Annotated in this window: 13 protein-coding genes and 4 pseudogenes; 8 read left to right on the top strand and 9 right to left on the bottom strand. The window is 70.7% G+C overall.

The window, feature by feature from the left end; genetic code table 11:
• Window positions 1-16: 16 nt before the first annotated feature.
• Genes ABFX51_RS38205 through ABFX51_RS38190 form a run of 4 tightly spaced genes read right to left on the bottom strand, consistent with a single transcriptional unit; the run spans window position 17 to window position 3633 of the window.
• On the bottom strand, window positions 17-598 hold the full coding sequence (locus tag ABFX51_RS38205; protein WP_091508607.1) for a GTP-binding protein: 582 nt from the start codon (window positions 596-598) through the stop codon (window positions 17-19).
• Window positions 579-941 carry a DUF742 domain-containing protein gene (locus tag ABFX51_RS38200; protein ID WP_091508605.1) on the bottom strand — a complete coding sequence of 121 codons (363 nt, stop codon included), beginning with the start codon at window positions 939-941 and terminating at the stop codon, window positions 579-581. The genes ABFX51_RS38205 and ABFX51_RS38200 overlap by 20 nt, the downstream gene beginning before the upstream one ends.
• Window positions 938-1342, bottom strand: coding sequence for a roadblock/LC7 domain-containing protein (locus tag ABFX51_RS38195; RefSeq protein ID WP_091508602.1), 405 nt, complete (start codon window positions 1340-1342; stop codon window positions 938-940). Before ABFX51_RS38195 ends, ABFX51_RS38200 begins: the two co-directional genes overlap by 4 nt.
• Window positions 1339-3633: a sensor histidine kinase gene (locus ABFX51_RS38190; RefSeq protein WP_346056734.1), complete on the bottom strand. Its 2295-nt coding sequence runs from the start codon at window positions 3631-3633 to the stop codon at window positions 1339-1341. The genes ABFX51_RS38195 and ABFX51_RS38190 overlap by 4 nt, the downstream gene beginning before the upstream one ends.
• 357 nt (window positions 3634-3990) lie before the next feature.
• Here ABFX51_RS38190 and ABFX51_RS38185 point away from each other — a divergent pair, with 357 nt between their 5' ends.
• Entirely contained in the window at window positions 3991-4575 is a 585-nt protein-coding gene (locus tag ABFX51_RS38185; RefSeq protein WP_346056733.1) for a cysteine hydrolase family protein, read from the top strand.
• 807 nt (window positions 4576-5382) lie between these two features.
• Window positions 5383-6174: an SDR family NAD(P)-dependent oxidoreductase gene (locus tag ABFX51_RS38180; RefSeq protein ID WP_346056732.1), complete on the top strand. Its 792-nt coding sequence runs from the start codon at window positions 5383-5385 to the stop codon at window positions 6172-6174.
• A 224-nt stretch (window positions 6175-6398) separates the two neighbouring features.
• On the opposite strand, the pseudogene ABFX51_RS38175 reads toward ABFX51_RS38180, so the two are convergent.
• A pseudogene (locus ABFX51_RS38175) lies at window positions 6399-6479 on the bottom strand (LysR family transcriptional regulator); the annotation flags it as partial.
• Between the two features lie 9 nt (window positions 6480-6488).
• On the bottom strand, window positions 6489-7394 hold the full coding sequence (locus ABFX51_RS38170) for an SDR family NAD(P)-dependent oxidoreductase (RefSeq protein ID WP_346056731.1): 906 nt from the start codon (window positions 7392-7394) through the stop codon (window positions 6489-6491).
• Window positions 7395-7496: 102 nt separating this feature from the next.
• Between ABFX51_RS38170 and ABFX51_RS38165 the strand changes: the two genes are divergently transcribed.
• On the top strand, window positions 7497-8339 hold the full coding sequence (locus tag ABFX51_RS38165) for a helix-turn-helix transcriptional regulator (protein ID WP_346056730.1): 843 nt from the start codon (window positions 7497-7499) through the stop codon (window positions 8337-8339).
• Between the two features lie 6 nt (window positions 8340-8345).
• On the opposite strand, the gene ABFX51_RS38160 is transcribed toward ABFX51_RS38165, so the two are convergent.
• Window positions 8346-9743, bottom strand: a complete 1398-nt coding sequence (locus ABFX51_RS38160) for an MFS transporter (RefSeq protein WP_245783102.1) — start codon at window positions 9741-9743, stop codon at window positions 8346-8348.
• 65 nt (window positions 9744-9808) lie between these two features.
• Between ABFX51_RS38160 and ABFX51_RS38155 the strand changes: the two genes are divergently transcribed.
• Complete coding sequence (locus ABFX51_RS38155; protein WP_218153479.1) at window positions 9809-10792, top strand: CobW family GTP-binding protein; 984 nt, start codon at window positions 9809-9811, stop codon at window positions 10790-10792.
• Between the two features lie 9 nt (window positions 10793-10801).
• On the opposite strand, the gene ABFX51_RS38150 is transcribed toward ABFX51_RS38155, so the two are convergent.
• Window positions 10802-11608, bottom strand: coding sequence for a class I SAM-dependent methyltransferase (locus ABFX51_RS38150; RefSeq protein WP_091508584.1), 807 nt, complete (start codon window positions 11606-11608; stop codon window positions 10802-10804).
• A gap of 58 nt (window positions 11609-11666) precedes the next feature.
• Entirely contained in the window at window positions 11667-12542 is an 876-nt protein-coding gene (locus tag ABFX51_RS38145; protein ID WP_425425825.1) for an RluA family pseudouridine synthase, read from the bottom strand.
• 177 nt (window positions 12543-12719) lie between these two features.
• On the opposite strand from ABFX51_RS38145, the gene ABFX51_RS39805 reads away from it, so the two are divergent.
• The 4 genes and pseudogenes from ABFX51_RS39805 to ABFX51_RS39780 all read left to right on the top strand — a co-directional run.
• Window positions 12720-16235: an ATP-binding protein gene (locus ABFX51_RS39805; protein ID WP_091508579.1), complete on the top strand. Its 3516-nt coding sequence runs from the start codon at window positions 12720-12722 to the stop codon at window positions 16233-16235.
• A 22-nt stretch (window positions 16236-16257) separates the two neighbouring features.
• Window positions 16258-16884: pseudogene (locus ABFX51_RS39790) on the top strand (DNA gyrase subunit A); the annotation flags it as partial.
• 27 nt (window positions 16885-16911) lie between these two features.
• A pseudogene (locus ABFX51_RS39785) lies at window positions 16912-17559 on the top strand (LAGLIDADG family homing endonuclease); the annotation flags it as partial.
• Window positions 17560-17949: 390 nt separating this feature from the next.
• Window positions 17950-20031: pseudogene (locus ABFX51_RS39780) on the top strand (DNA gyrase subunit A); the annotation flags it as partial.
• Window positions 20032-20118 lie beyond the last annotated feature (87 nt).

Here is a 20118-nt window from a genome sequence, read left to right as displayed (position 1 = left end):
TGTGGATCCTCCGGGATCAGGTCGCCGCGGTGAGCCTGGTCATCGCGTGTTCGGTGGCCGTGATCAGCGCCTGTTTCGTCGAGTCGGCCGAGCGGGCGTCGCAGGTGATCACGGGGACGCCGGGGCCGACGGCGAGCGCGTCGCGGACGTCCTCCAGCGAGTGCCTGCGCAGGCCGTCGAACTCGTTGACCGCCACGATGAACGGCAGCCCGCGCGACTCGAAGAAGTCGATCGCGGGGAAGCTGTCCGCCAGCCGCCGGGTGTCCACGAGCACCACCGCGCCGATGGCGCCGCGCACGAGGTCGTCCCACATGAACCAGAACCGGTGCTGGCCCGGCGTGCCGAACAGGTACAGCACGAGGTCGTCGGCGAGGGTGATCCGGCCGAAGTCCATGGCGACGGTGGTGGTGGCCTTCTCCGGCACGGCGGTCAGCTCGTCGATGCCCGCCGACGCGGCGGTCATCACCGCCTCGGTGCGCAGGGGCACGATCTCCGACAGTGCCCCGACGAACGTGGTCTTGCCCGCGCCGAAGCCGCCGGCGACGATGATCTTCGCGGAGGTGATGCCCTGCGCGCGGTCAGAGTGTGCGTAGTCCACTGAGGACCCTTTCCAGCAGGTCGTGTCGCTCGTCCCAGGTTGCGTGCTCGGACAGAGTGTCCCGCACGATGACCCAGCCCGACGCGAGCAGGTCGGCAACGAGCACCCGGACCACCTGCAGGGGCACGGACATGTACGCCGCGATCTCGGCCATCGACCGAGGTTGCAGGCACAGCTGGGTCACCACCGACAGCGGGCTGGCCCGGTTGAACGGCACCGACTGACCCTCCGGAGTGGTCTGGACCAACGCCTCGATGGCCAGTTCGACCGCGGGCCGGGTGCGGCCCTCGGTCCAGGCGTACGGCCGGGCCAGCGACGGCCCCGGCCTGCCCTGATCACTCACGGTCCGGCCTGCCGTAACGGTGTGTCGACCATCTTGCCCACCCGGTCGACGAGCAGCGTCATCTCGTACCCGACGAGCCCGATGTCGCAGCCGGGGCTGGCCAGCACCACGAGGTTGGAGCCGTCCCCGACGCTCATGAGCAGCAGGAACCCCTCCTCCATCTCGATCACCGACTGCACGACGCGGCCCGCGGTGAACAGCTCGGCGGTGCCCAGCGCGAGGCTGGAGAGCCCGGACGCGATCGCCGACAGCTGGTCGGCCCGGTCGCGGGGCAGGCTCTGCGAGGCCGCCACGAGCAGCCCGTCGGCGGAGACGAGCGCGGCGTGGGCGACGCCGGCGACCTCCTCGGTGAACGCGGAGACCAGCCAGCCGGTGGACGGTGCGGTGGGTGAGTGGGTCACGATCTCTCCTCGTTCGCGGTGCGCAGGCGCGCCGCCCGCAATCCGTTGTAGTGCCTGGACAGGTTGTTCCGGACGGCGGCGGGGTCGCGGAAGTCCGCGGGTTTCGCCGCGCCGCCGCGGCGGGGTTGCGCGGCGCCGGGGGCGAGCTGCGCGCCGGGTCTGCGGGTGGGCAGGCCGGCGGGGCTGAGCACGGCCGTCGCGGGTTGCTGGACGGCGCGTTCCGCCGCGCGGCGGGCCTCGTCGCTGGGGGTGACCCAGTTGCGGGCCGCCGGTGCCTGTTCGGCCTGGTCGTCGGGGGTGTGCTCGCTGAACCAGTTCGACACGACCCGCTCGAAGATCGGCGTGCGGGCGGGCGGCTGCGGGGGAGGGGGCGGCGGCGCGGAGTAGGAGTGGCCGTTGACCGCGGCGACGGCGACGGGGGTCCTCGCCGGCGTGCCGTCGGCGATGATCAGCTCGCCGGGCAGGTGCACGCTCGCGGTGACGCCGGTGCGCCCCGCGACCGTCATCGTGGGCCGCAGGCGCACGGTCACGCCGTGCCGCGCGGCGAGCCGTCCCACCACGAACAGACCCATCCGCCGGGCCGTTTCCGGGCTCACCGTGTCGCTGGAGCCGAGCCGCTGGTTCGCCGCGTCGAGGTCCTCCGGCGTCATGCCCAGCCCGTTGTCCACGACCTCGACGAGCAGACCGCCGTCGCTGCCGCGGTCCGCGGTCAGGTACACCTTCTCCTCGGGCGGGGAGAACCGCGTCGCGTTCTCCAGCAGCTCGGCCAGGATGTGCACGACGTCGGCGGCCGCCTCCGACCGCACGGCGCCGTTGGGCACGTTGACGAGCGAGACCCGGCGGTAGTCCTTGACCTCGGAAGTGGCGCCGCGCAACAGTTCCACCATCGACACCGGCCCGGTGTCCCGGCGGGCCGGCGTACCGCCCGCGAGGACCTGCAGGTTCTCGCCGTTGCGGCGCAGGCGCGTGGCGAGGTGGTCGAGCCGGAACAGCTCGTCGAGCCGCTGCGGGTCCCGTTCCTGGGACTCCAGGCCTTCCAACACCGTCAGCTGCAGCTCCACCATCGACTGGCTGCGCCGCGCGAGCGTCATGAACATCTCGCTGACCTGCTTGCGCAGCTCCGCCTGCTCACCGGCGAGCCGGACCGCCTGGCGGTGCATGTCGTCGAAGGCGTGCGCCAGCTGGCCGATCTCCTCGCCGGTCTTGATGCCCACCGGCTCGACCGACTGCCACGACACCTCCTCGCCGCGGTGCACCCGCTCGATCGTCTCGGGCAGCTGCTCGTGCGCGGCCGACAGCGCCGCCGCGTGCAGCCGCCGCATCGGCGACAGCAGCGAACGCGCCATCAGCAGTGCCACGGCGAGCGCGGCGAGCAGCGCACCCATCACGAGCGCGGCGTCCCGCAGCGCGGCGGAGCGGCTGTCCTCGGTCTGCGTGGTGATCGTGTCGGTGAGGATGGCGAAGGTCTCGGTGACCAGGTCGCCCAGCCCGGCGCTCTCGGTCGCGATCGGCAGCAGCAGCCCGCTCAGCTCGGCCCGCCGTTCGGTCGCGAGCGACGACTGCAGCAGCGCGCGGCGGTCGGTGGCCGACGTCGTCGCGGCCGTGAACCGGCTCAGCTGGGCCGGGTTGAGCGTCCGCTGGACCTGCCCGCGGATGACCGACTCCTCGGCCGATGCCTGCGCCGCGGCCGCGAGCACCGCCTGGTCGGCCGAGCCGGGCCGGATCGAGCGCAGCAGCGCCTCCTGCACCGCGAGCGTCGTGCGCAGCTGGACCAGCGCGCGGGCGGTGTCGGCGGTGCCGTTGAGGTCGGTGTTGCCCGCGCCCTCGATGATCGACGGCACGATGTCGGCGAGCGCGTAGACGATGTCGCGGTACCCGGCGGTGGTGCCCACCGGGTCGCCACCCGCGTTCGCCGTGCGCAGGCCCGACAGCCTGCCGAGCGCCGTGTTGAGCGCGCGGCCGGTTCCGGCCGGCAGGTGCGCGAAGTCGGCGTCGCGCTGGACGGCGGTGACCTTCGAGTCGACCGCGTCGATCTCGGCGGTCGGGGTGGTGCCGGGGCTGGCGGCCGCGGTGGCCACCATCTCCTGGTCCACCAGGTCGCCGAGGTCGGCGACGCCCTGCACGACCGGCAGCTGGTCGCGGACCGCGGACAGCCTGCTGGCCTGGTCCAGCTCGCCCTGGATCCGCGTGCCGGCGAGCGTCAACGCGACGACGACCGGCAGCAGCAGGACGACGGAGATCTTGGTCCGGAGACTCCAGCCACCCGGTGGCCAGGCCGCGGTTCGTTCCATATTCGGTGCCGCTCGATTCGAAAGAGTGCCCTCAGGTGCAGCGAAGCGCGTAGGAGACAACCGCACCGGGCCGATCTTGTCAAGTGTACAAACCCCTCCTCGGTAAATCGAAATATTCGGTTTACCCGGCTTCGCCCCGGTGCGTGACGAGTGATCAACTAACTGTCCTACCTGGGCAGGTGTTGACCACGGAAAGCGCTATCCCGAATACTTGGGGTGCTCTCGGAGAATTCGTTTTCCCATACGTCCTGATGGCCGTGTCACCGCCGCCGTACGGCGCAATGTGAAAGCAGTTTCCGAAATGGTCGCGAAGGTGGCTTCTTTTCCGCGTGCCGCCGGTCGTGCCAAAATCGGGGCATGGCAGAACGGTCGCGCGCGGTGCTGGCACTGCACTGGCAGGTCAACGTCATCTCCCCGGACGGCTTCTTCGGCGGCCTGCTCGGCGAGCCGGTCGCGCGCAGCGGGGTGGTCGGCAGGGCGGTCCGGTTCCACCGCGCGGCGCGCGAGGCCGGGGTGCCGGTCGTGTTCACCCGCTTCACCGTGCCCGAGGGGGAGGGGCAGCTGGTGCGCAACACGGGGTTCATGCGGGCCGTGGGGGAGGCGCAGGAGGCGTTCCGGCCCGGCGCGCCCGGTGCGCAGCTGATCCCGGAGATGGCGGGGCTGGCGAGCGCGGTGGTGGACAACCAGAAGCTGTCCGGGCTCGCCGGCAACGGGCTCGCGGAGTCCCTGCGCGCGCAGGGGGTGGACACGCTGCTGATCACCGGAGTGGCGACCAACCTGACCGTCGAGCAGACCGCACGTCACGCCACCGACCTCGGTTTCACGGTCCACGTCGTGAGCGATTGCGTGACGGCCGCGGACGAGACCACGCACGCCGCGTCGCTGGCGAACCTGGAGCTGACGACGGCGGGGTGCGTCGCGGCCCCGGAGGCGCTGCGATAGCGGGGCGTCGGGGAAGCGCTTTCTCGCCACCGCCGGGACAGGGCGGGGTTGCGTCTCGGGTAGTGCGGCGAACGGGTGGCCGAGGTCCGGCAGGCTGTCGCGCGGGCGCGGAGGCGCTGCGGTAGGGAGGCCTCCGGGAAAGCGCTTTCTCGCCGCCGCCGGGGCAGGGGCGCCTGCGTCTCGGGCAGTGCGGCGAACAGGTCGCCGAGGTCCCCGCGACGACGCGCTCCGGTGCTCGGCCGCTCGGCGAGCGACGGCGCGTGCTCCGCCGTCGCCTCCGGGCGGCGGCTGCGGATCGCGCAGTAGAGCTGGAGCCCCTTCGAGCCGCTGGTCTTCGGGAACGGCGTGAACCGTCCACGGTCAGCAGCTCCGCCAGCCACCGCGCGGGCTCGCCGGGACAGGGCCGGGTTGCGCGGTGCGTCCCCGGGGCCGACCGTCCACTGCGGAATGTGCGGCTCCAGCGCCGCGAGTCCGAATTGGACATCGCGTTCCCCGTCCGCACGGGAGGGAGGGGGTGGCCCCCGGCGGGGCAGGGGAGCCCGCCAGGGACCACTCTGCGCCACAGCGCCCCGAGGGGGGAGGTTGGGCGCTGGGCGGGCCCGGTGAGAAAGCGGTTTCCCGCTCGCTCACGTTCCAGTGTAAGGCCCATCCCCGATCGCGCACAGCGATTCCCCGCCGGGATCGGGCGACCAGCGAGAACCCCGGGTAAAAACACGGACAGTCAGCACAGGCCGCGCGGATCGTCACGAGCGGTGAGCGGATATCCCCTCCGCGTTTGGCCCGTCGGGGCCGGGTACCCCTGCCGCTATGACGGACACCACGAGCAAACCACTGGCAGTCGTGACAGGAGCCTCCACCGGGATCGGGCTGGAGCTGGCGAAGCAGTTCGCCCAGCACGGGTTCGACCTCGTCATCGCCGCCGAGAACCCCGAACTCGACGGCGCGCGGGAGGAGGTGGCGAAACTGGGCGCCCGGGTGGAGGCCGTGCGCGTGGACCTCGCGAAACCGGAGGGCGTCGAGGAACTCGCCGGGCACCTCGGCGGCAGGCCGGTGCAGGCGCTGGCCTTGAACGCCGGTGTCGGCGTCGGCGGGTCCTTCACCGACGGCGGGAGCCTGGAGGACCAGCTGACCATCGTGGACCTCAACGTGCGCTCCACCGTCCACCTCGCGAAGCTCCTGCTGCCGCGCATGGTCGAACAGGGCGGCGGGCGCGTGTTGTTCACGTCCTCGATCGCGGCGAGCCTGCCGGGCCCGTTCCAGTCGGTCTACCACGCGTCGAAGGCGTTCGTGGGCTCGTTCGCGCAGGCGCTGCGGGAGGAGCTGAAGGACACCGGCGTCACCGTGACCGCGCTCATGCCCGGCCCGACCGACACGGAGTTCTTCACGCGCGCGGGCATGGAGGACACCCGCATCGCCACCGGCCCGAAGGACGACGCCGCCGAGGTCGCGAAGGAGGGCTACGAGGCGCTGATGGCGGGCAAGGACCACGTCGTCACCGGTGCGCGGAACAAGGTCCAGTCCACCGTCGCGCAGCACAGCCCGGACACCTTGAACACCAAGCTGGCTCGCAAGATGTCCGAGCCGGGCAGCGGGAAGTGACCGCTTCCCGTAGGAGCCCTCAGAACCGCCGTCGGTGGTGAAGTAGGCGACCCGGCGGCGGCGAACGCCCGGACGGGGAGTCCACAAAGGACCTACTGGTCAGCTCGGCGATCGCCACGTCGCTTCGCGCCGCCGGGGGCGGGCCGGGAATCGAGGTTGAGCCGCCCTCGGTCAACTCGGTGATGAGCCCCGGCGAACCGGTGCTCGCGGTGGAATCCGCTGCCGACGTGCAGCCGGGCCGCCGCGCGCGTGAAGCTGGACTCCTCCACGACGGCGACGAAGCACTCCAACTGGCGCAACTCCACACGCGGAAACTAACCCCGCGCGCCCGAACGTGCCAGCAGCTCAGCCGTGGCCTCCCACAGCCGGCGCTCCCTGTCGCGGTCCTGGGCCATCGGGTGCACATCGGTCACTTTGGTCTTGACCACGAAAGCGCCGTCGCGCAGGTGTGCCCACTTCTCGTCGAGGGCCACCGCGGCCAGCAGCGGTCCCGAGCGTTGTGGCGTGGACACGCCGGGGATCCGGCCCATCGCACGGCCCATCGCCTGCAACGCCGGGGGAGCGTTGCGGCCCAGCGCGGTCCCCGGCATGAAGCCCGGTTCGAACACGGCCACGTTGATCCCGTCGCCGACGCGCCGCTGCAGTTCGTGGGCGTAGTACAGGACCGCGAGTTTCGCGTTCGAGTAGGCGACGCCGGGCGCGCCGGCGGCCGGGCGGGCGAGTTCGACGGGGTCGGCCCACTGGGCTTCGGGCACCTTCATCAGCTTGCGCCAGAAGTTCGCGTGGTAGGTGTTCGAGCCGAGCAGCACGATCCGCGCGGGGGCGGTGAACGAGCCGAGCAGGTCGCCGATGAGCTGGGCGTGGGCGAGGTAGTTGACGGCGAAGGTCAGCTCGTAGCCGTCGGCGGAGGCGTGCCGGGTGTCGCCCGTGCTCATGCCCGCGTTGGCGACCAGTGCGCGCAGTGGTCGCACGGCACCGCTGGCGAGCAGGTCGCGCACGGTCGCCGCGGCGGCACGGACGTCGGCGAGGCTCGACAGGTCGCAGCCGATCTCGCGGACGCCGGCGCCCCGCGCACGGGCCTCCTCGGCGACTGCGGTGAGGTCGCGTCCGGGGCGGCCGACGAGCAGCAGGTCAGGTTTGCGCTCGGCCATCGCCAGCGCGGCGTGGCGCCCCAGGTTGCGGGTGGGGCCGGTGATCAACACGGTTCCTGGTTCGGTCATGCCCCCAGCCTGCGAGGACGGCCGTGCCGCAGGCAGTCGTCCCGTTGTCGTAGGACTGCCAGGGCCACGACAAAACCGCGCGCGGGGCGGAGACTGGGACACGTGGAAGCGTGGGAGTTCGGCCGGACGGTGCGCCGCTGGCGTGACCGCGTGGCGCCCGAGGCCGTCGGCGTGCCGGTGGGCCCCCGGCGCCGGGCGAGCGGTCTGCGCCGGGAAGAACTCGCCGGGCTCGCCGGCATCTCGGCCGACTACCTGACCCGCCTGGAGCAGGGGCGCGCGACAGCCCCGTCGGCGCAGGTGGTGGAGGCGCTGGCCCGCGCCCTGCGCCTGTCGGACACCGAACGCGACCTGCTCCACCGGCTGGCGGGGCACGCCGCACCGGGTGCGGACGTCGTGCCGTCGCGGGTTCCGCCGAGCGTGCAGCGGCTGCTCGACCGCCTGTCGCACACGCCGGTCGTCGTGTACGACGCGAGCTGGACGCTCGTGCTCGCCAACGCGCCCTACAACGCGCTGATGGGTGACACGACGGCCTGGCGCGGCCTGGAACGCAACGCCGTCTGGCGCAACGTGGCCCGCCTGCCCTCGCGGGTCGTGCACACGGCGCAGGAGCAGGCCGATTACGAAGCCCAGCTCGTCGCCGACCTGCGCCTGACGGCCTCGCGCTACCCGGCCGACCACGCCCTGCGGCGCCTCGTCGCCGACTTGTCCGGCAGCCCGCGCTTCGCCGAGCTGTGGGACGCCGACGCCCCACCGCCACCGGCCGACACGTCGCGGCGCAAGACCATCCGGCACCCGGAGGCCGGCCTGATCACCCTCGACTGCGACATGCTGCTCGTCGCCCGCGACGACCTGCGCGTCACCGTCTACACCGCCGAACCGGGCACCGAGGACGCCGACCGGCTCGAGCTGGCCGTCGTGCTCGGCACCCAGTCACTGGCGCTCTGAGGCCCTTCAGCGGTCGGCGTCCACCAGTTCCCTGGCTTCCTGCCTGGTTTCCACGATGGGTGCGGACCCGTCGAGCGGGCGCCGCGCGGTCTCGCGGGTGAGCAGGATGCTGATCGCGCCGATGACCCCGGCGCCCATCAGGTAGTAGGCGGGCCAGTTCAGGTCGCCGGTGCCCGCGACGAGCGCGCTCATCACCGTCGAGGTGGTCCCGCCGAACAGCGACACCGAGATGTTGAACGCGATCGACAGCCCACCCGCCCTGACGTGGGTCGGGAACATGGCGGGCAGCGTCGAGGGCAGCACCGCGGAGAAGCAGATCAGCGTCAGCCCCATGATCAGCAGCCCCAGCAGCGTCCGCACGTCCCCGCCGGCGCGCAGCAGGAGCACCGACGGCAGCGACAGCACCACCAGCGCGACGCAGCCGCCGAGCACCACCCGCCTGCGCCCGACGCGGTCCGACAGGCGGCCGAGGAACGTGATCACGAGCATCAGCACGACCAGCACCACGATCTGCAGCACCTGCGACGCGGTCTCGCCGGTGCCCGTGTGGCCGCGGCTGGGCAGCGTGTCGGTCAGGTAGGTGGGGACGTAGCTGGTGAGCATGTAGTTCGTCACATTCCAGGCCAGCACGAGCCCGGCGCACAGCAGCATCGCGGGCCAGTGGTCGACGAACACGCTGCGGAACTCGGACTTCTGCGGCTGGTTCGCCTTCTTCGTCTGCGCCATCAGCTCCGCGAACGCCGGCGTCTCCTCCAGCTTGAGCCGCAGGTACAGGCCGACCGCGCCGAGCGGCAGCGCGATCAGGAACGGGATGCGCCAGCCCCACGACAGCAGCTGGTCCGGCGTGAGCACCGCGGTCAGCACGGTGGCGATCGTCGCGCCGAACGCGTAGCCGGTCAGCGTCCCGAACTCCAGCCAGCTGCCGAGGAACCCGCGGCGCTTGTCGGGGGCGTACTCGGCGATGAACGTCATCGCGTTGCCGTACTCGCCACCGGTCGACACGCCCTGCAGCAGGCGCGCCAGCAGCACCAGCAGCGGCGCGGCGATGCCGATCGAGGCGTAGCTCGGCACGACCCCGATCACGAACGTGCCGGCGGCCATCAGGATGACGGTCAGCGACAGCACGCGCTTGCGGCCGATCCGGTCACCGAGCGGGCCGAAGAACAGGCTGCCGAACGGGCGGATCAGGAACGAGACCGCGAACAGGCCGAAGGTGGCGATCGTGCCCATGGTGGACGGCAGGCCCGAGAAGAAGACGTGGGTGATCGTCGTCGCGAGATATCCGTAGACCCCGAAGTCGTACCACTCTGTGATGTTGCCGACGGCCGCCGCGCCGACCGCTCTGCGGACCACCTGCCGGTCCGCGATGGTCACGTCTTCGAGCTGCAGCTTTCCATTTTGCACGATCCGCAGTATGCCCCCTGCCGCTGTTGGTGAAACGCCCCCTACTACCCACTATGGTGAAGATTATGCATTCGCGCGTTCCCGTCCTCGTGCTCGCGGGTTTTCTGGGCGTGGGCAAGACCACACTGCTCAACCACCTGCTGCACAACGACCGCGGCGTGCGGATCGGCGTGCTGGTCAACGACTTCGGCGCGATCAACGTGGACGCGCTGACCGTCGCGGGCCAGGTGGACGCGTCGGTTTCCCTCGGCAACGGCTGCCTGTGCTGCGCGGTGGACGCGAGCGGGCTGGACCGGATGCTGGAGCGGCTGACGCAGGCGGACCTGGACCTGATCGTCATCGAGGCCAGCGGTCTGGCGGAGCCGCGTGAACTGGTGCAGTTGGTGTTGTCCGCCACGCACGAGGGCATCGAGTACGGCGGCCTGGTCGAGGTCGTGGACGCCGCCGAGTTCGAGTCCACGCGGGAGCGGCACCCGGAGCTGGACCGGCACCTGGCGTTCGCGGATCTGGTGGTGCTGAACAAGGTCGACCGCGTCTCGCCCGAGCGGGCCGAGGAACTGCGTGTGCTGGTGGGGAAACTGAGCGGTGGCCGCCCGGTGCTGCCCGTGACGCACGGCCGCATCGACCTCGCGTTGCTGCTCGATCCCGTGGAGCGCCCCAAGCCCGCGGTGGAGCAGTTGTCGTTCGACGAACTCCTCGACCACGACGGGCACCTGCACGCCGAGTACCAGACGGTCGCGTTCGACACGCCGGAAGTGCTGCACCCGCGGCGGTTCCTGCGTTTTCTCGACGAGCGGCCGGAGGGGCTGTACCGCGCGAAGGGCACGGTCCACTTCGGCGTGCCCGAGCGGTACACGCTGCACACGGTGGGGCGTTACCTGCGTTTCGAGCGTTCGGAGTGGCCGGGCGAACCACGCACTTCGCTGGTGTTGATCGGCACCGGTCTCGACGAGGAAGCGCTGCTCGCCGGGCTTTCCGCGTGCGTCGAACCGGAGCCGGGGAACATCGACCCGAACGCGATGTTGCGTGTGCTGCACCATTCCTCATGAGGATCTTCCTCATCGAAGCTCGGCGTGCACCAGGCGCGACAGCGAGCCGGGGGTCAGGCCGTCCTCCCGCTGCCACAAGGCCGGATCGACCCCCTCGCGCTGACTCGCGTCGGTGAGCACACGAAACCCGTGGGCCGCCAGCAGTTCCGCCATCCGCTGCGGGGACAGGCACGTGCGCCAAGGCTCACCACGTTCGGCCGTCATCGCGGCCACCGCGTCCACATAGGCCTGTGCTTCCGGGGCGCGCAGTTCCGGGGGCACGAGGTAGTCCGCGGTCAGCTGCGAACCCCGCGCCAGCTCGCCCAACGCCGCCAGTGTTCGGTCGATCGCCGTCGCCGAGAGGTACATCGTGACTCCCAGCCAGGCGACGAAAGCGGGCTCGTCCATCGAGAACCCGGCCTTGCGCAGGGCCGACGGCAGGTCGTCGGACTCGAAGTCCACCGGCACGTACGTCACTTCGCCCGGCAGGCGGCCCCGTTTCCACTCCTGCGCCCCCGGCCGGTCCACCTCGAACACCCGCACCCCCAGCGAATTCCGGTGCGCGAAGGAATCGAGGCCCGCGCCCAGCAGCACGTACTGCGCCAGACCGGAGGCGGCGAGCCTGTCCTCGGTGAACCGGCTGCGCACGGTCGTCTGCACGCGGGCGCTGCGCAGGACGGGGTGCTCGCCGTGTTCCCGGTGGTAGCGCAGGAGTTCCGCCGCGTGCTCGCCCAGCAGGACCTCCGCGGCGGGGTCGGCGAACAGGCGCGGCTCGCCGTCGACGACGAGGTGGGCGGCACGGGCGGCCGCGGCGGTGAAAGCGGTAGGAGGAATCATGCGGCCAAGCTAGCCGAACAATTCCGGAGTATAGCACAAAAACAAAAATTGCGGAAGACTACGAAGATTCCCATTCGGTGTAGGAATCCCACGCCTGCAACGTCCGGCGGCTTTCGAACCGGCGGTCCTCGCCGGTCAGCGGATCGCGGAACTCCAGCGTCTTCGCCAGCAGCTGCAGCGGCCTGCTGAAGTCGTGCAACGGGGTTTCCCGCAGCACCGGGTAGAACCGGTCGCCCAGGATCGGGATGCCCAGCCGGTTCAGGTGCACCCGCAGCTGGTGGGTACGCCCCGTCGCCGGCACCAGCCGGTAGCGGCCGAGGCCGCCGGCGTGCTCCAGCAGCTCCACGTACGTCTCGGCGTTCGGCGGGCCCGGAACCTCTTCCGCCGTAACCCTTCCGCGCTCCTTGACGATCCGGCTGACCACCGTCGCCGGCAGCTCCACCGACGGGTCGTACGGCGCGATCGCCTCGTACTCCTTGCGGACCCGGCGGTCGCGGAACAACGTCTGGTACGCGCCGCGGTGCTCGCGCCGGGTGACGAACATCAGCAGCCCCGCGGTGACGCGGTCCAGCCGGTGCGCGGGGCTCAGCTCGGGCAGGCCCAGGTCGCGGCGCAGCCGCACGAGCGCGGTCTCCAGCACGTGCTGCCCGCGCGGGATCGTGGCGAGGAAGTGCGGTTTGTCCACCACGACGAGGTGCTCGTCGTGGTGCAGGACCGCGATCTCGAACGGCACCGGCACCTCGTCCGGCAGGTCGCGGTGGAACCAGACGTACGCGCCCGCCTTGAACGGTGTTTCGCGGGTGATCGGGCCGTCCAGCCCCACGATCCGGCCCTCGGCGAGCATCTCGTCCAGCCGGCCCGGCGGCAGCCGGGGGATGCGTTCGACCAGGTGGTCGCGGATGGTCGCCCACGACCCCTCTGCCGGCAGTTTCATCCGGGCGGGGTCCAGTCCGTTGCGCTGCGGCAACGGTGCTTCGGGCCGCTTCCTCACGTGCCGAGGGTACGGCACGTGCCGGAAGGAACACGGTTTTGTCGGCAGGGTCGGATACCCTGTCCTACCGTGGGTCGCCTGCCGACACCGCAATCCGCCACGACCTGGGAGAAACACCCTGTGACCGCCTCTGCTGAGCCCCTGTACGGAGCCGACGACCTCACGCACCTCGAGGGCCTGGAAGCCGTCCGGAAGCGGCCCGGCATGTACATCGGGTCCACCGACAGCCGCGGGATCAACCACCTCCTCACCGAGATCGTGGACAACTCGACCGACGAGGGTGTCGCCGGTCACGCCACCCGCGTCGTGGTCACCCTGCACGCCGACGGCAGCGTCCAGGTCGACGACGACGGCCGCGGCATCCCCACGGACAAGCACGCCAAGTCGGGCCTTTCCGGCGTCGAGCTGGTGCTGACGCGGCTGCACGCGGGCGGCAAGTTCGGCGGCTCCGGCTACAAGACGTCCGGCGGCCTGCACGGGGTCGGCGCGTCGGCGGTCAACGCGCTGTCCCACCGCTTCGACGTCACGGTCAAGAACGCGGGCAAGGTGCACGAGATGTCGTTCGCGCACGGCACGCCCGGGGTGTTCGACGGGCCGGGGCCGAAGGCGAAGTTCACGCCGCAGCCGGGCCTGCGCGTGGCCGGGAAGATGAAGCGCGGCGAGCGCACCGGCACCTCGATCCGCTACTGGTACGACGCCCGCTACTTCGAGAGCGGTGCGAAGCTCGACGTCGAGGCCGTGCGCACCAAGCTGCGCAACACCGCGTTCCTCGTGCCCGGCGTCACGTACGTGCTGCGGGACGCGACCGAGGGCTCGATCAGCGAGGAGACCTTCTCCTACCCCAACGGCCTGCGCGACATGGTCGACTTCCTGACGCCGGGCGGGGACAAGCCGGTCTCGGGCACCCTCATGATCACCGGTGAGGGCACGTACAAGGAGAACGCCGCCGACGAGAACGGCGTGATGAAGTCCAATGTGGAGCGTCGCGCCGAGGTCGAGGTGGCGCTGCGGTGGAGCACCGGCTACGAGCGCACGGTGGAGTGCTTCACCAACACGATCCGCAACGTGCACGGCGGCACCCACCGCCGCGGGTTCGACCGCGGTGCGCTGAAAGCGTTGCAGGAGGCCATTTCCAAGACCCGCGGGCTGCTCAAGCCCAAGGAGGACCTGCCGACGGTCGACGACGTGCTCGAGGGCATGACGGCCGTGATCCACGTGCGCATCCCGGAGCCGCAGTTCACCTCCCAGACCAAGGACGAGCTGTCCACGGCCGGGATCACGCGCGTGATCCAGGGCATCGTGGAGAAGCAGCTGAAGGCCTGGACGGAGGACCGCAAGACCAAGGCCGAGGCCAAGGTCGTGCTGCAGAAGGTGGTCGACGCCGCGCGCGTGCGGCTGACGCAGAAGCTGCAGAAGGACGCCGCGCGCCGGAAGACGGCGCTCGAAGGCGCCTCGATGCCGCCGAAGCTCGTCGACTGCCGCACGACGGGCGTCTCGCGCAGCGAGCTGTTCCTCGTGGAGGGGGACAGCGCGCTGGGCTGCTTCACCGGGGACACGAAAGTCGCGCTCGCCTCCGGGAAGAGCAGGTCGTTCGCCGACCTGGCGGCGGATTGGGACCGTGGTATCAGCCACTTCGGATATGCCACCAACAAGGCGGGCCGGGTCGTGGTGGTCCCACTGGTCGCGCCGAGGCTGACCAAGCGCGACGCCCCGCTGGTCCGGGTGACGCTGGACAACGGCGAGTCGGTGCGGTGCACGCCGGACCACCTCTTCCGGCTGAGGGACGGCTCCTACCGCCGTGCCGACGAGCTGGTCGCCGGGGATTCGCTGATGCCGCTGTACCGCTCGGTCTCGGCGAAGTCCGCGGGTGACAAGCTCGACGGGTACGAGCGGGTGTGGATGAACGACCGCGCGGAATGGGTCTACACGCACTACCTCGCGGACGCCCACAACCTGCGGCACGGTCTCGACAGCGCGGACAACGGCAACGTCCGGCACCACGTCGACGTTGACAAGCGGAACAACGACCCGCGCAACCTCCGGCGGATGACCTGGGAGGACCACGCCGCGCTGCACGCCTCGATGAGGGGCCCGCACGTGCACGAGGGTTACCGCGCGTGGCTGAGCAGCAGTGCGGGGCAGGAGTTCAAGTCCGCCGCGCTGTCGGCGCAGTGGGAGGATCCGGACTTCCGCGCCGCATGCCTGCGCCGGCTCGCCGAGCGCAATGCCGACCCCGCGTTCCGGGAACGCTTCGAGCAGGGGTTCCAGGACTGGTACGACTCGCTCGGCGACGACGAGCGAGCCACGTACGCCGAACGCATGCGTGATCAGCAGGCGGCCTACTGGGCGCACCCGGAACACCGGGCGGCGGCCGCGGAACGCGTGCGGATCTTCTTCGCGAAGCCCGGGCGGCGAGCCGGATGGAGCGAGCGCGCCGAGCAGCAGTGGCAGGACGAGGACCTGCTCGAGTGGTGTTCGCGCAAGACCGCCGAGCAGTTCTCGGATCCCGCCGAACGCGAGCGGCAGCGGGCGGCGGTGCTGGCCTGGCACCGGAACCACCCTGAGTTCGGCGAGCAGCATTCCCTGCGGATGAAGCTGCGGATGGCGGACCCCGAGAACGGCCACCTGGCGAAGGCCCAGGAGGGTCGGGCCCGCTACGTGGCGACGGTGCCACGAGAAGAACGGGTGGCGCAGCAGAACGAGGGGCGCCGGGTCGCCGCGCTCAAGCGGCTGGCCACCGTGATGCCCGGTGTGCCGGACGCCGAACTGGCGAACGCCTACGAGACCCACAGGCTGCGCACAGCTCGGACCGGCCTGCGGTTCGACCGGCTGCCCGCGAGTTGTGGCGGTGACCTGGAGGCCCTGCGCGAGGCTGCCGCCATGGTCAACCACCGGGTTGTTTCGGTGGAGGCGCTCGACGAGACAGCCGACGTCTACGACCTGACCGTGGACGGCTACCACAACTTCGCCCTCGACGCGGGGGTCTTCGTGCACAACAGCGCCCGCATGGCGCGCGTGTCGGAGTACCAGGCGCTGCTGCCGTTGCGGGGCAAGATCCTCAACGTGCAGAAGGCGTCGCTGGGCGACACGCTGAAGAACGCCGAGATCGCGTCCATCGTGCAGGTGCTGGGCGCGGGCACCGGGCGCACGTTCGACCTGTCGCAGATGCGGTACGGGCGCGTGATCCTGATGGCGGACGCGGACGTCGACGGCTCGCACATCCGGACGCTGCTGATCACGCTGTTCGCGCGGTACATGCGGCCGGTGATCGAGGACGGCAGGCTGTACGCCGCGATGCCGCCGCTGCACAAGATCACCACGAAGGGCCGCAACCCCGAGACCCACTTCACCTTCACGCAGCGCGAGATGGAGCAGAAGGTCGCCGAGCTGGAGCGGGCGGGCAAGCAGATCGTCACGCCGGTTCCCCGGTTCAAGGGTCTCGGCGAGATGGACGCCGACGAGCTGTGGGAGACCACGATGAACCCCGCGACGCGGTCGGTCCGCCGCATCACCCTCGACGACGCAGACGCCGCCGAGGCGGCGCTCGACCTGCTGATGGGCGAGAAGGTGGAGCCGCGGCGCAACTGGCTGATCGAGTCCTCCGGCCGGGTGGACCAGGCCGCCATCGACATCTGAAGCACCAGGAGAAGCAGCAGCCATGGCACGGCGCAAAACCCCCACGACCAGGGTCGACCCGGCCGCCTTCGACCAGGCGGGCGCGCAGGTCTTCGAAAACCCGGTGAAGACCGAGATCGAGGACTCGTACCTGGAGTACGCGTACTCGGTCATCCACTCCCGCGCACTGCCCGACGCGCGGGACGGCCTCAAGCCGGTGCACCGCCGGATCCTGTTCTCGATGAACGAAGCGGGCTACCGGCCGAACCACGCGTACGTGAAGTCGTCCCGCGTCGTCGGTGACGTGATGGGCCGCTACCACCCCCACGGTGACACGGCGATCTACGACGCGATGGTCCGCCTGGCGCAGGACTTCTCGATGAACGCCCCGCTCATCGACGGCCACGGCAATTTCGGCAGCCCGGACGACGGCCCGGCGGCGAGCCGGTACTGCGTCGTCGGGGACACGAGGATCAGGCTCGCGGACGGGTCGAGCCCGCGCATCGCCGACGTGGTGAACCTGCCCGCCGACAGCGAGGCGGACGCCGACTTCGAGGTCCTGGACAAGGACGGCAAGGCCGTCCGGGTGTCCAAGGTGTTCAACTCGGGCGTGCACCCGACCATCCGGATGACGACGAAGTCCGGCTTTTCCCTGCGCGGTAGCGAGAACCACCTGGTCCTGTGCCTGGAAGCGCCGATGGGCGTCCCGCTGTTCCAGTGGCGGCGGCTGGACGAGCTGCGGCCGGGCGCGGTCGTCGCCGTGGCGCGGAACGCCTGGATGCAGGTGGTGCCGACAGCGCGTGAATACACGCTCGGTGTGCTCGGGGGAGCCTGGGTCTCCGAGGGGTGGGCGAGCGAAAACCGGGCGGGCTTCAACAACACCGACGAGCACTTCTTCGGTGAGGTGCTGCACGCCTACGACCAGGTGGTCGGCGGTCCCCGCTACGTCTCGGCACGGCGGACGCGACGCGACCGGAAGGTCGTGCACGAGCTGGACGTCCAGGACTACGCCGGTGGCATGGCGGCGTTCCGGGAAAGCCCGCTGGCCGAGCTGATCGGTCACCAGGCCAGGGACAAGTTCGTGCCGGACTTCGTCTGGAACGGCGGCTGGGGCGTCAAGCGGGCTTTCCTGATGGCGTTGTTCGAGGGCGACGGCGGGCCCAGGGTGGCGCCGGACGGGTTCACGGTCCAGTACACGAGCTACAGCGAACGCCTGGCGGCCGAGGTGCAGGAGATGCTGGCCGAGTTCGGTGTCATCGCCCAGCACCGCAGGTACACGCGGCAGAGTGGTTCGGTGGAGCACCGGCTGGTGATCTCCGGGCTGCGCAACGTACGGGCTTTCGTCGAGCGCGTCGGTTTCCTGAAGACGAAGCAGGCGAAGGTGACCGAGTTGCTCAGGCGCTCGGTGCTGCGGCCGCACCGGCTCAGCCAGGACAAGGTCCCGTTCGTGGCGGACTACGTGCGCGGTGCGCTGGACTTCGACCGGCGGGGCAGCGGCCGGAAGTGGCTTGTCACGCACAACTTCGATCGCGTGGAGCGGTGGGAGACCGAACGGCTGCGGATCCTCGACCGCATCAAGGACACCGAGGTCCTGGCCACGATCCTGCCGGTGATGGACTCCGGGTACCGGTTCGAGGAGGTCACGGAGGTCGCCGCCGCCGAACCGGCCGAGGTGTACTCGGTGCGGGTGGACTCGCAGGACCACTCGTTCCTCGCCGGTGGTTTCGTCAACCACAACACCGAAGCCCGCATGTCGCCCGAGGCGATGCTCCTCGTCGGGGAGCTGGGGGAGGAGACGGTCGACTTCCGGCCGAACTACGACGGGTCCCTGATGGAGCCCTCGGTCCTGCCCGCGGCGTACCCGAACCTGCTCGTCAACGGCACGTCCGGCATCGCGGTCGGCATGGCCACCAACATGATCCCGCACAACATGGGCGAGGTCATCGCGGCGGCGCGCTGGCTCATCAACCACCCCAACGCCGACCTCGACAAGCTCATGGAGTTCGTGCCGGGGCCCGACCTGCCCACGGGCGGCCTGCTGCTGGGGCTCGACGAGGTGCGCAAGGCGTACGAGACCGGCCGCGGCGTGGTGCGCATGCGTGCGAAGGTCGAGATCGGCCCGCTGGAGGGCAGCCGCGGCCGCCAGGCCATCACCGTCACCGAGCTGCCCTACGGCGTGGGCCCGGAGAAGGTGATCGAGAAGATCACCGACGAGGTCAACAAGTCCAAGCGCCTCACCGGGATCGCCGACGTCAAGGACCTCACCGACCGCGAGAACGGCACGCGCCTGGTCATCGAGTGCAAGGTGGGGGTCAACCCGCAGCCGCTGCTCGCCGACCTGTACCGGCTGACGCCGCTGGAGCAGTCGTTCGGCATCAACAACCTCGTGCTCGTCGACGGGCAGCCGCAGACGCTCGGGCTCAAGCAACTGCTCGACGTGTTCCTGCGGCACCGCTACGACGTCGTCACGCGCCGCACGCGGTACCGCCGCCGCAAGCGCGAGGAACGGCTGCACCTCGTCGAGGGCCTGCTGATCGCCTTGCTGGACATCGACAAGGTGATCCGGCTGATCCGCAACAGCGAGAACGCCGCCGAGGCCAAGGAAGGCCTGATGAAGCGGTTCAAGCTGTCGGAGATCCAGGCGACGTACATCCTGGACACCCCGCTGCGCAGGCTCACCAAGTACGACAAGCTCGAACTCGAGGACGAGCAGGAGCGCCTGCGGGCCGAGATCGCGGAGCTGACCAGGATCCTGGAGGACGACCGCGAGCTGAAGAAGGTCGTCTCCGCGGAGCTGGCCAAGATCGCGAAGGACTTCAAGACCGAGCGCCGCACCGCGTTGATCGACGGTGACCTCAAGGAGGTGCTGGCGGCCTCCCAGCCCGCCGGGCCGCGCGAGGTGGCCGACGACCCGTGCCAGGTGATCCTCTCCGCCACCGGGCTGGTCGCCCGCACGGCCGCGGAGTCCGAGGAGGCGCAGGAGGGCCGCCGCCGCAACGGGCGCGTCAAGCACGACGCCGTGGCCGCATTGGTCCACTCCACCGCACGCGGGCAGGTGCTGCTGGTCACCAGCAGGGGCCGGGCGTTCAAGACGGACGTGCTGCCGTTGCCGGTGCTGCCGGAGGGCGCGGGCACGGTGTCGCTGCGGGGCGGGATGGCCGCGCGGGAACTGGTGCCGCTGGAGAAGGGCGAGCGGGTCATCGGCCTCGCGCCCCTGGGCGAGCAGGCGGCGGAGTCGCCTGGGCTGGCGCTGGGCACGAAGCACGGTGTGGTGAAGGTGTGCGCGCCGGAATGGCCGGTCCGCGCCGACGAGTTCGAGGTGATCTCGCTCAAGGACGGGGACGAGGTGGTCGGCGCGAGCTGGCTGACCAACCGCAACGAGACGCTCGCGTTCGTCGCCTCCGACGCGTCGCTGCTGCGGTTGTCGGTGTCGCTGGTGCGCCCGCAGGGGCTCAAGAGCAGCGGGATGGCGGGCATCAAGCTCGCCGACGGCGCCCACGTCGTGTTCTTCGGTGCGGTGCGGACGGATGATCCGGAACGCGGCGAGCCGATGGTGGTCACGGCGACGGGGCAGTCGGTGAAGGTGACGCCGTTTGCGGAGTACCCGGCGAAGGGCCGGGCCACGGGTGGCGTGCGGGCGCACCGGTTCCTGAAGGGGGAGGACGCGCTGAAGCTGGCGTGGATCGGGCCGCGTCCGGCCGGGGTGAGCCGTACCGGCGATCCCGTCGAACTGCCGGAACCGATTGCCAGGCGCGACGGGTCGGGTGCCGCGCACCCGGGGCCGGACCACGTCGGGCACCTCGTCGAACGAAGCTGAACAGGGGCCGCCGACCACGCGTTCGGGGCTGCCGGTAGCCGAAGGGATACTGCTGGTGACGAACGCGTGATCGGTTGGCGGCGGCGA

The sequence above is a fragment of the Amycolatopsis dongchuanensis genome, from assembly GCF_039542405.1.
GTDB classification, from domain to species: Bacteria; Actinomycetota; Actinomycetes; order Mycobacteriales; family Pseudonocardiaceae; genus Amycolatopsis_E; species Amycolatopsis_E sacchari.
Note: the sequence above shows the minus strand (reverse complement) of the source record. Positions and strands in the feature narration are given on the sequence as shown.

What these genes read in the sequence shown, in the direction of transcription:
- ABFX51_RS38150 (WP_091508584.1), bottom strand. Translation starts at nt 11,608, where the DNA reads ATGATTCCTCCTACCGCTTTCACCGCCGCGGCCGCCCGTGCCGCCCAC.
- ABFX51_RS38170 (WP_346056731.1), bottom strand. Translation starts at nt 7,394, where the DNA reads ATGACCGAACCAGGAACCGTGTTGATCACCGGCCCCACCCGCAACCTG.
- ABFX51_RS38185 (WP_346056733.1), top strand. Translation starts at nt 3,991, where the DNA reads ATGGCAGAACGGTCGCGCGCGGTGCTGGCACTGCACTGGCAGGTCAAC.
- ABFX51_RS38145 (WP_425425825.1), bottom strand. Translation starts at nt 12,542, where the DNA reads ATGAAACTGCCGGCAGAGGGGTCGTGGGCGACCATCCGCGACCACCTG.
- ABFX51_RS38155 (WP_218153479.1), top strand. Translation starts at nt 9,809, where the DNA reads ATGCATTCGCGCGTTCCCGTCCTCGTGCTCGCGGGTTTTCTGGGCGTG.
- ABFX51_RS38180 (WP_346056732.1), top strand. Translation starts at nt 5,383, where the DNA reads ATGACGGACACCACGAGCAAACCACTGGCAGTCGTGACAGGAGCCTCC.
- ABFX51_RS38190 (WP_346056734.1), bottom strand. Translation starts at nt 3,633, where the DNA reads ATGGAACGAACCGCGGCCTGGCCACCGGGTGGCTGGAGTCTCCGGACC.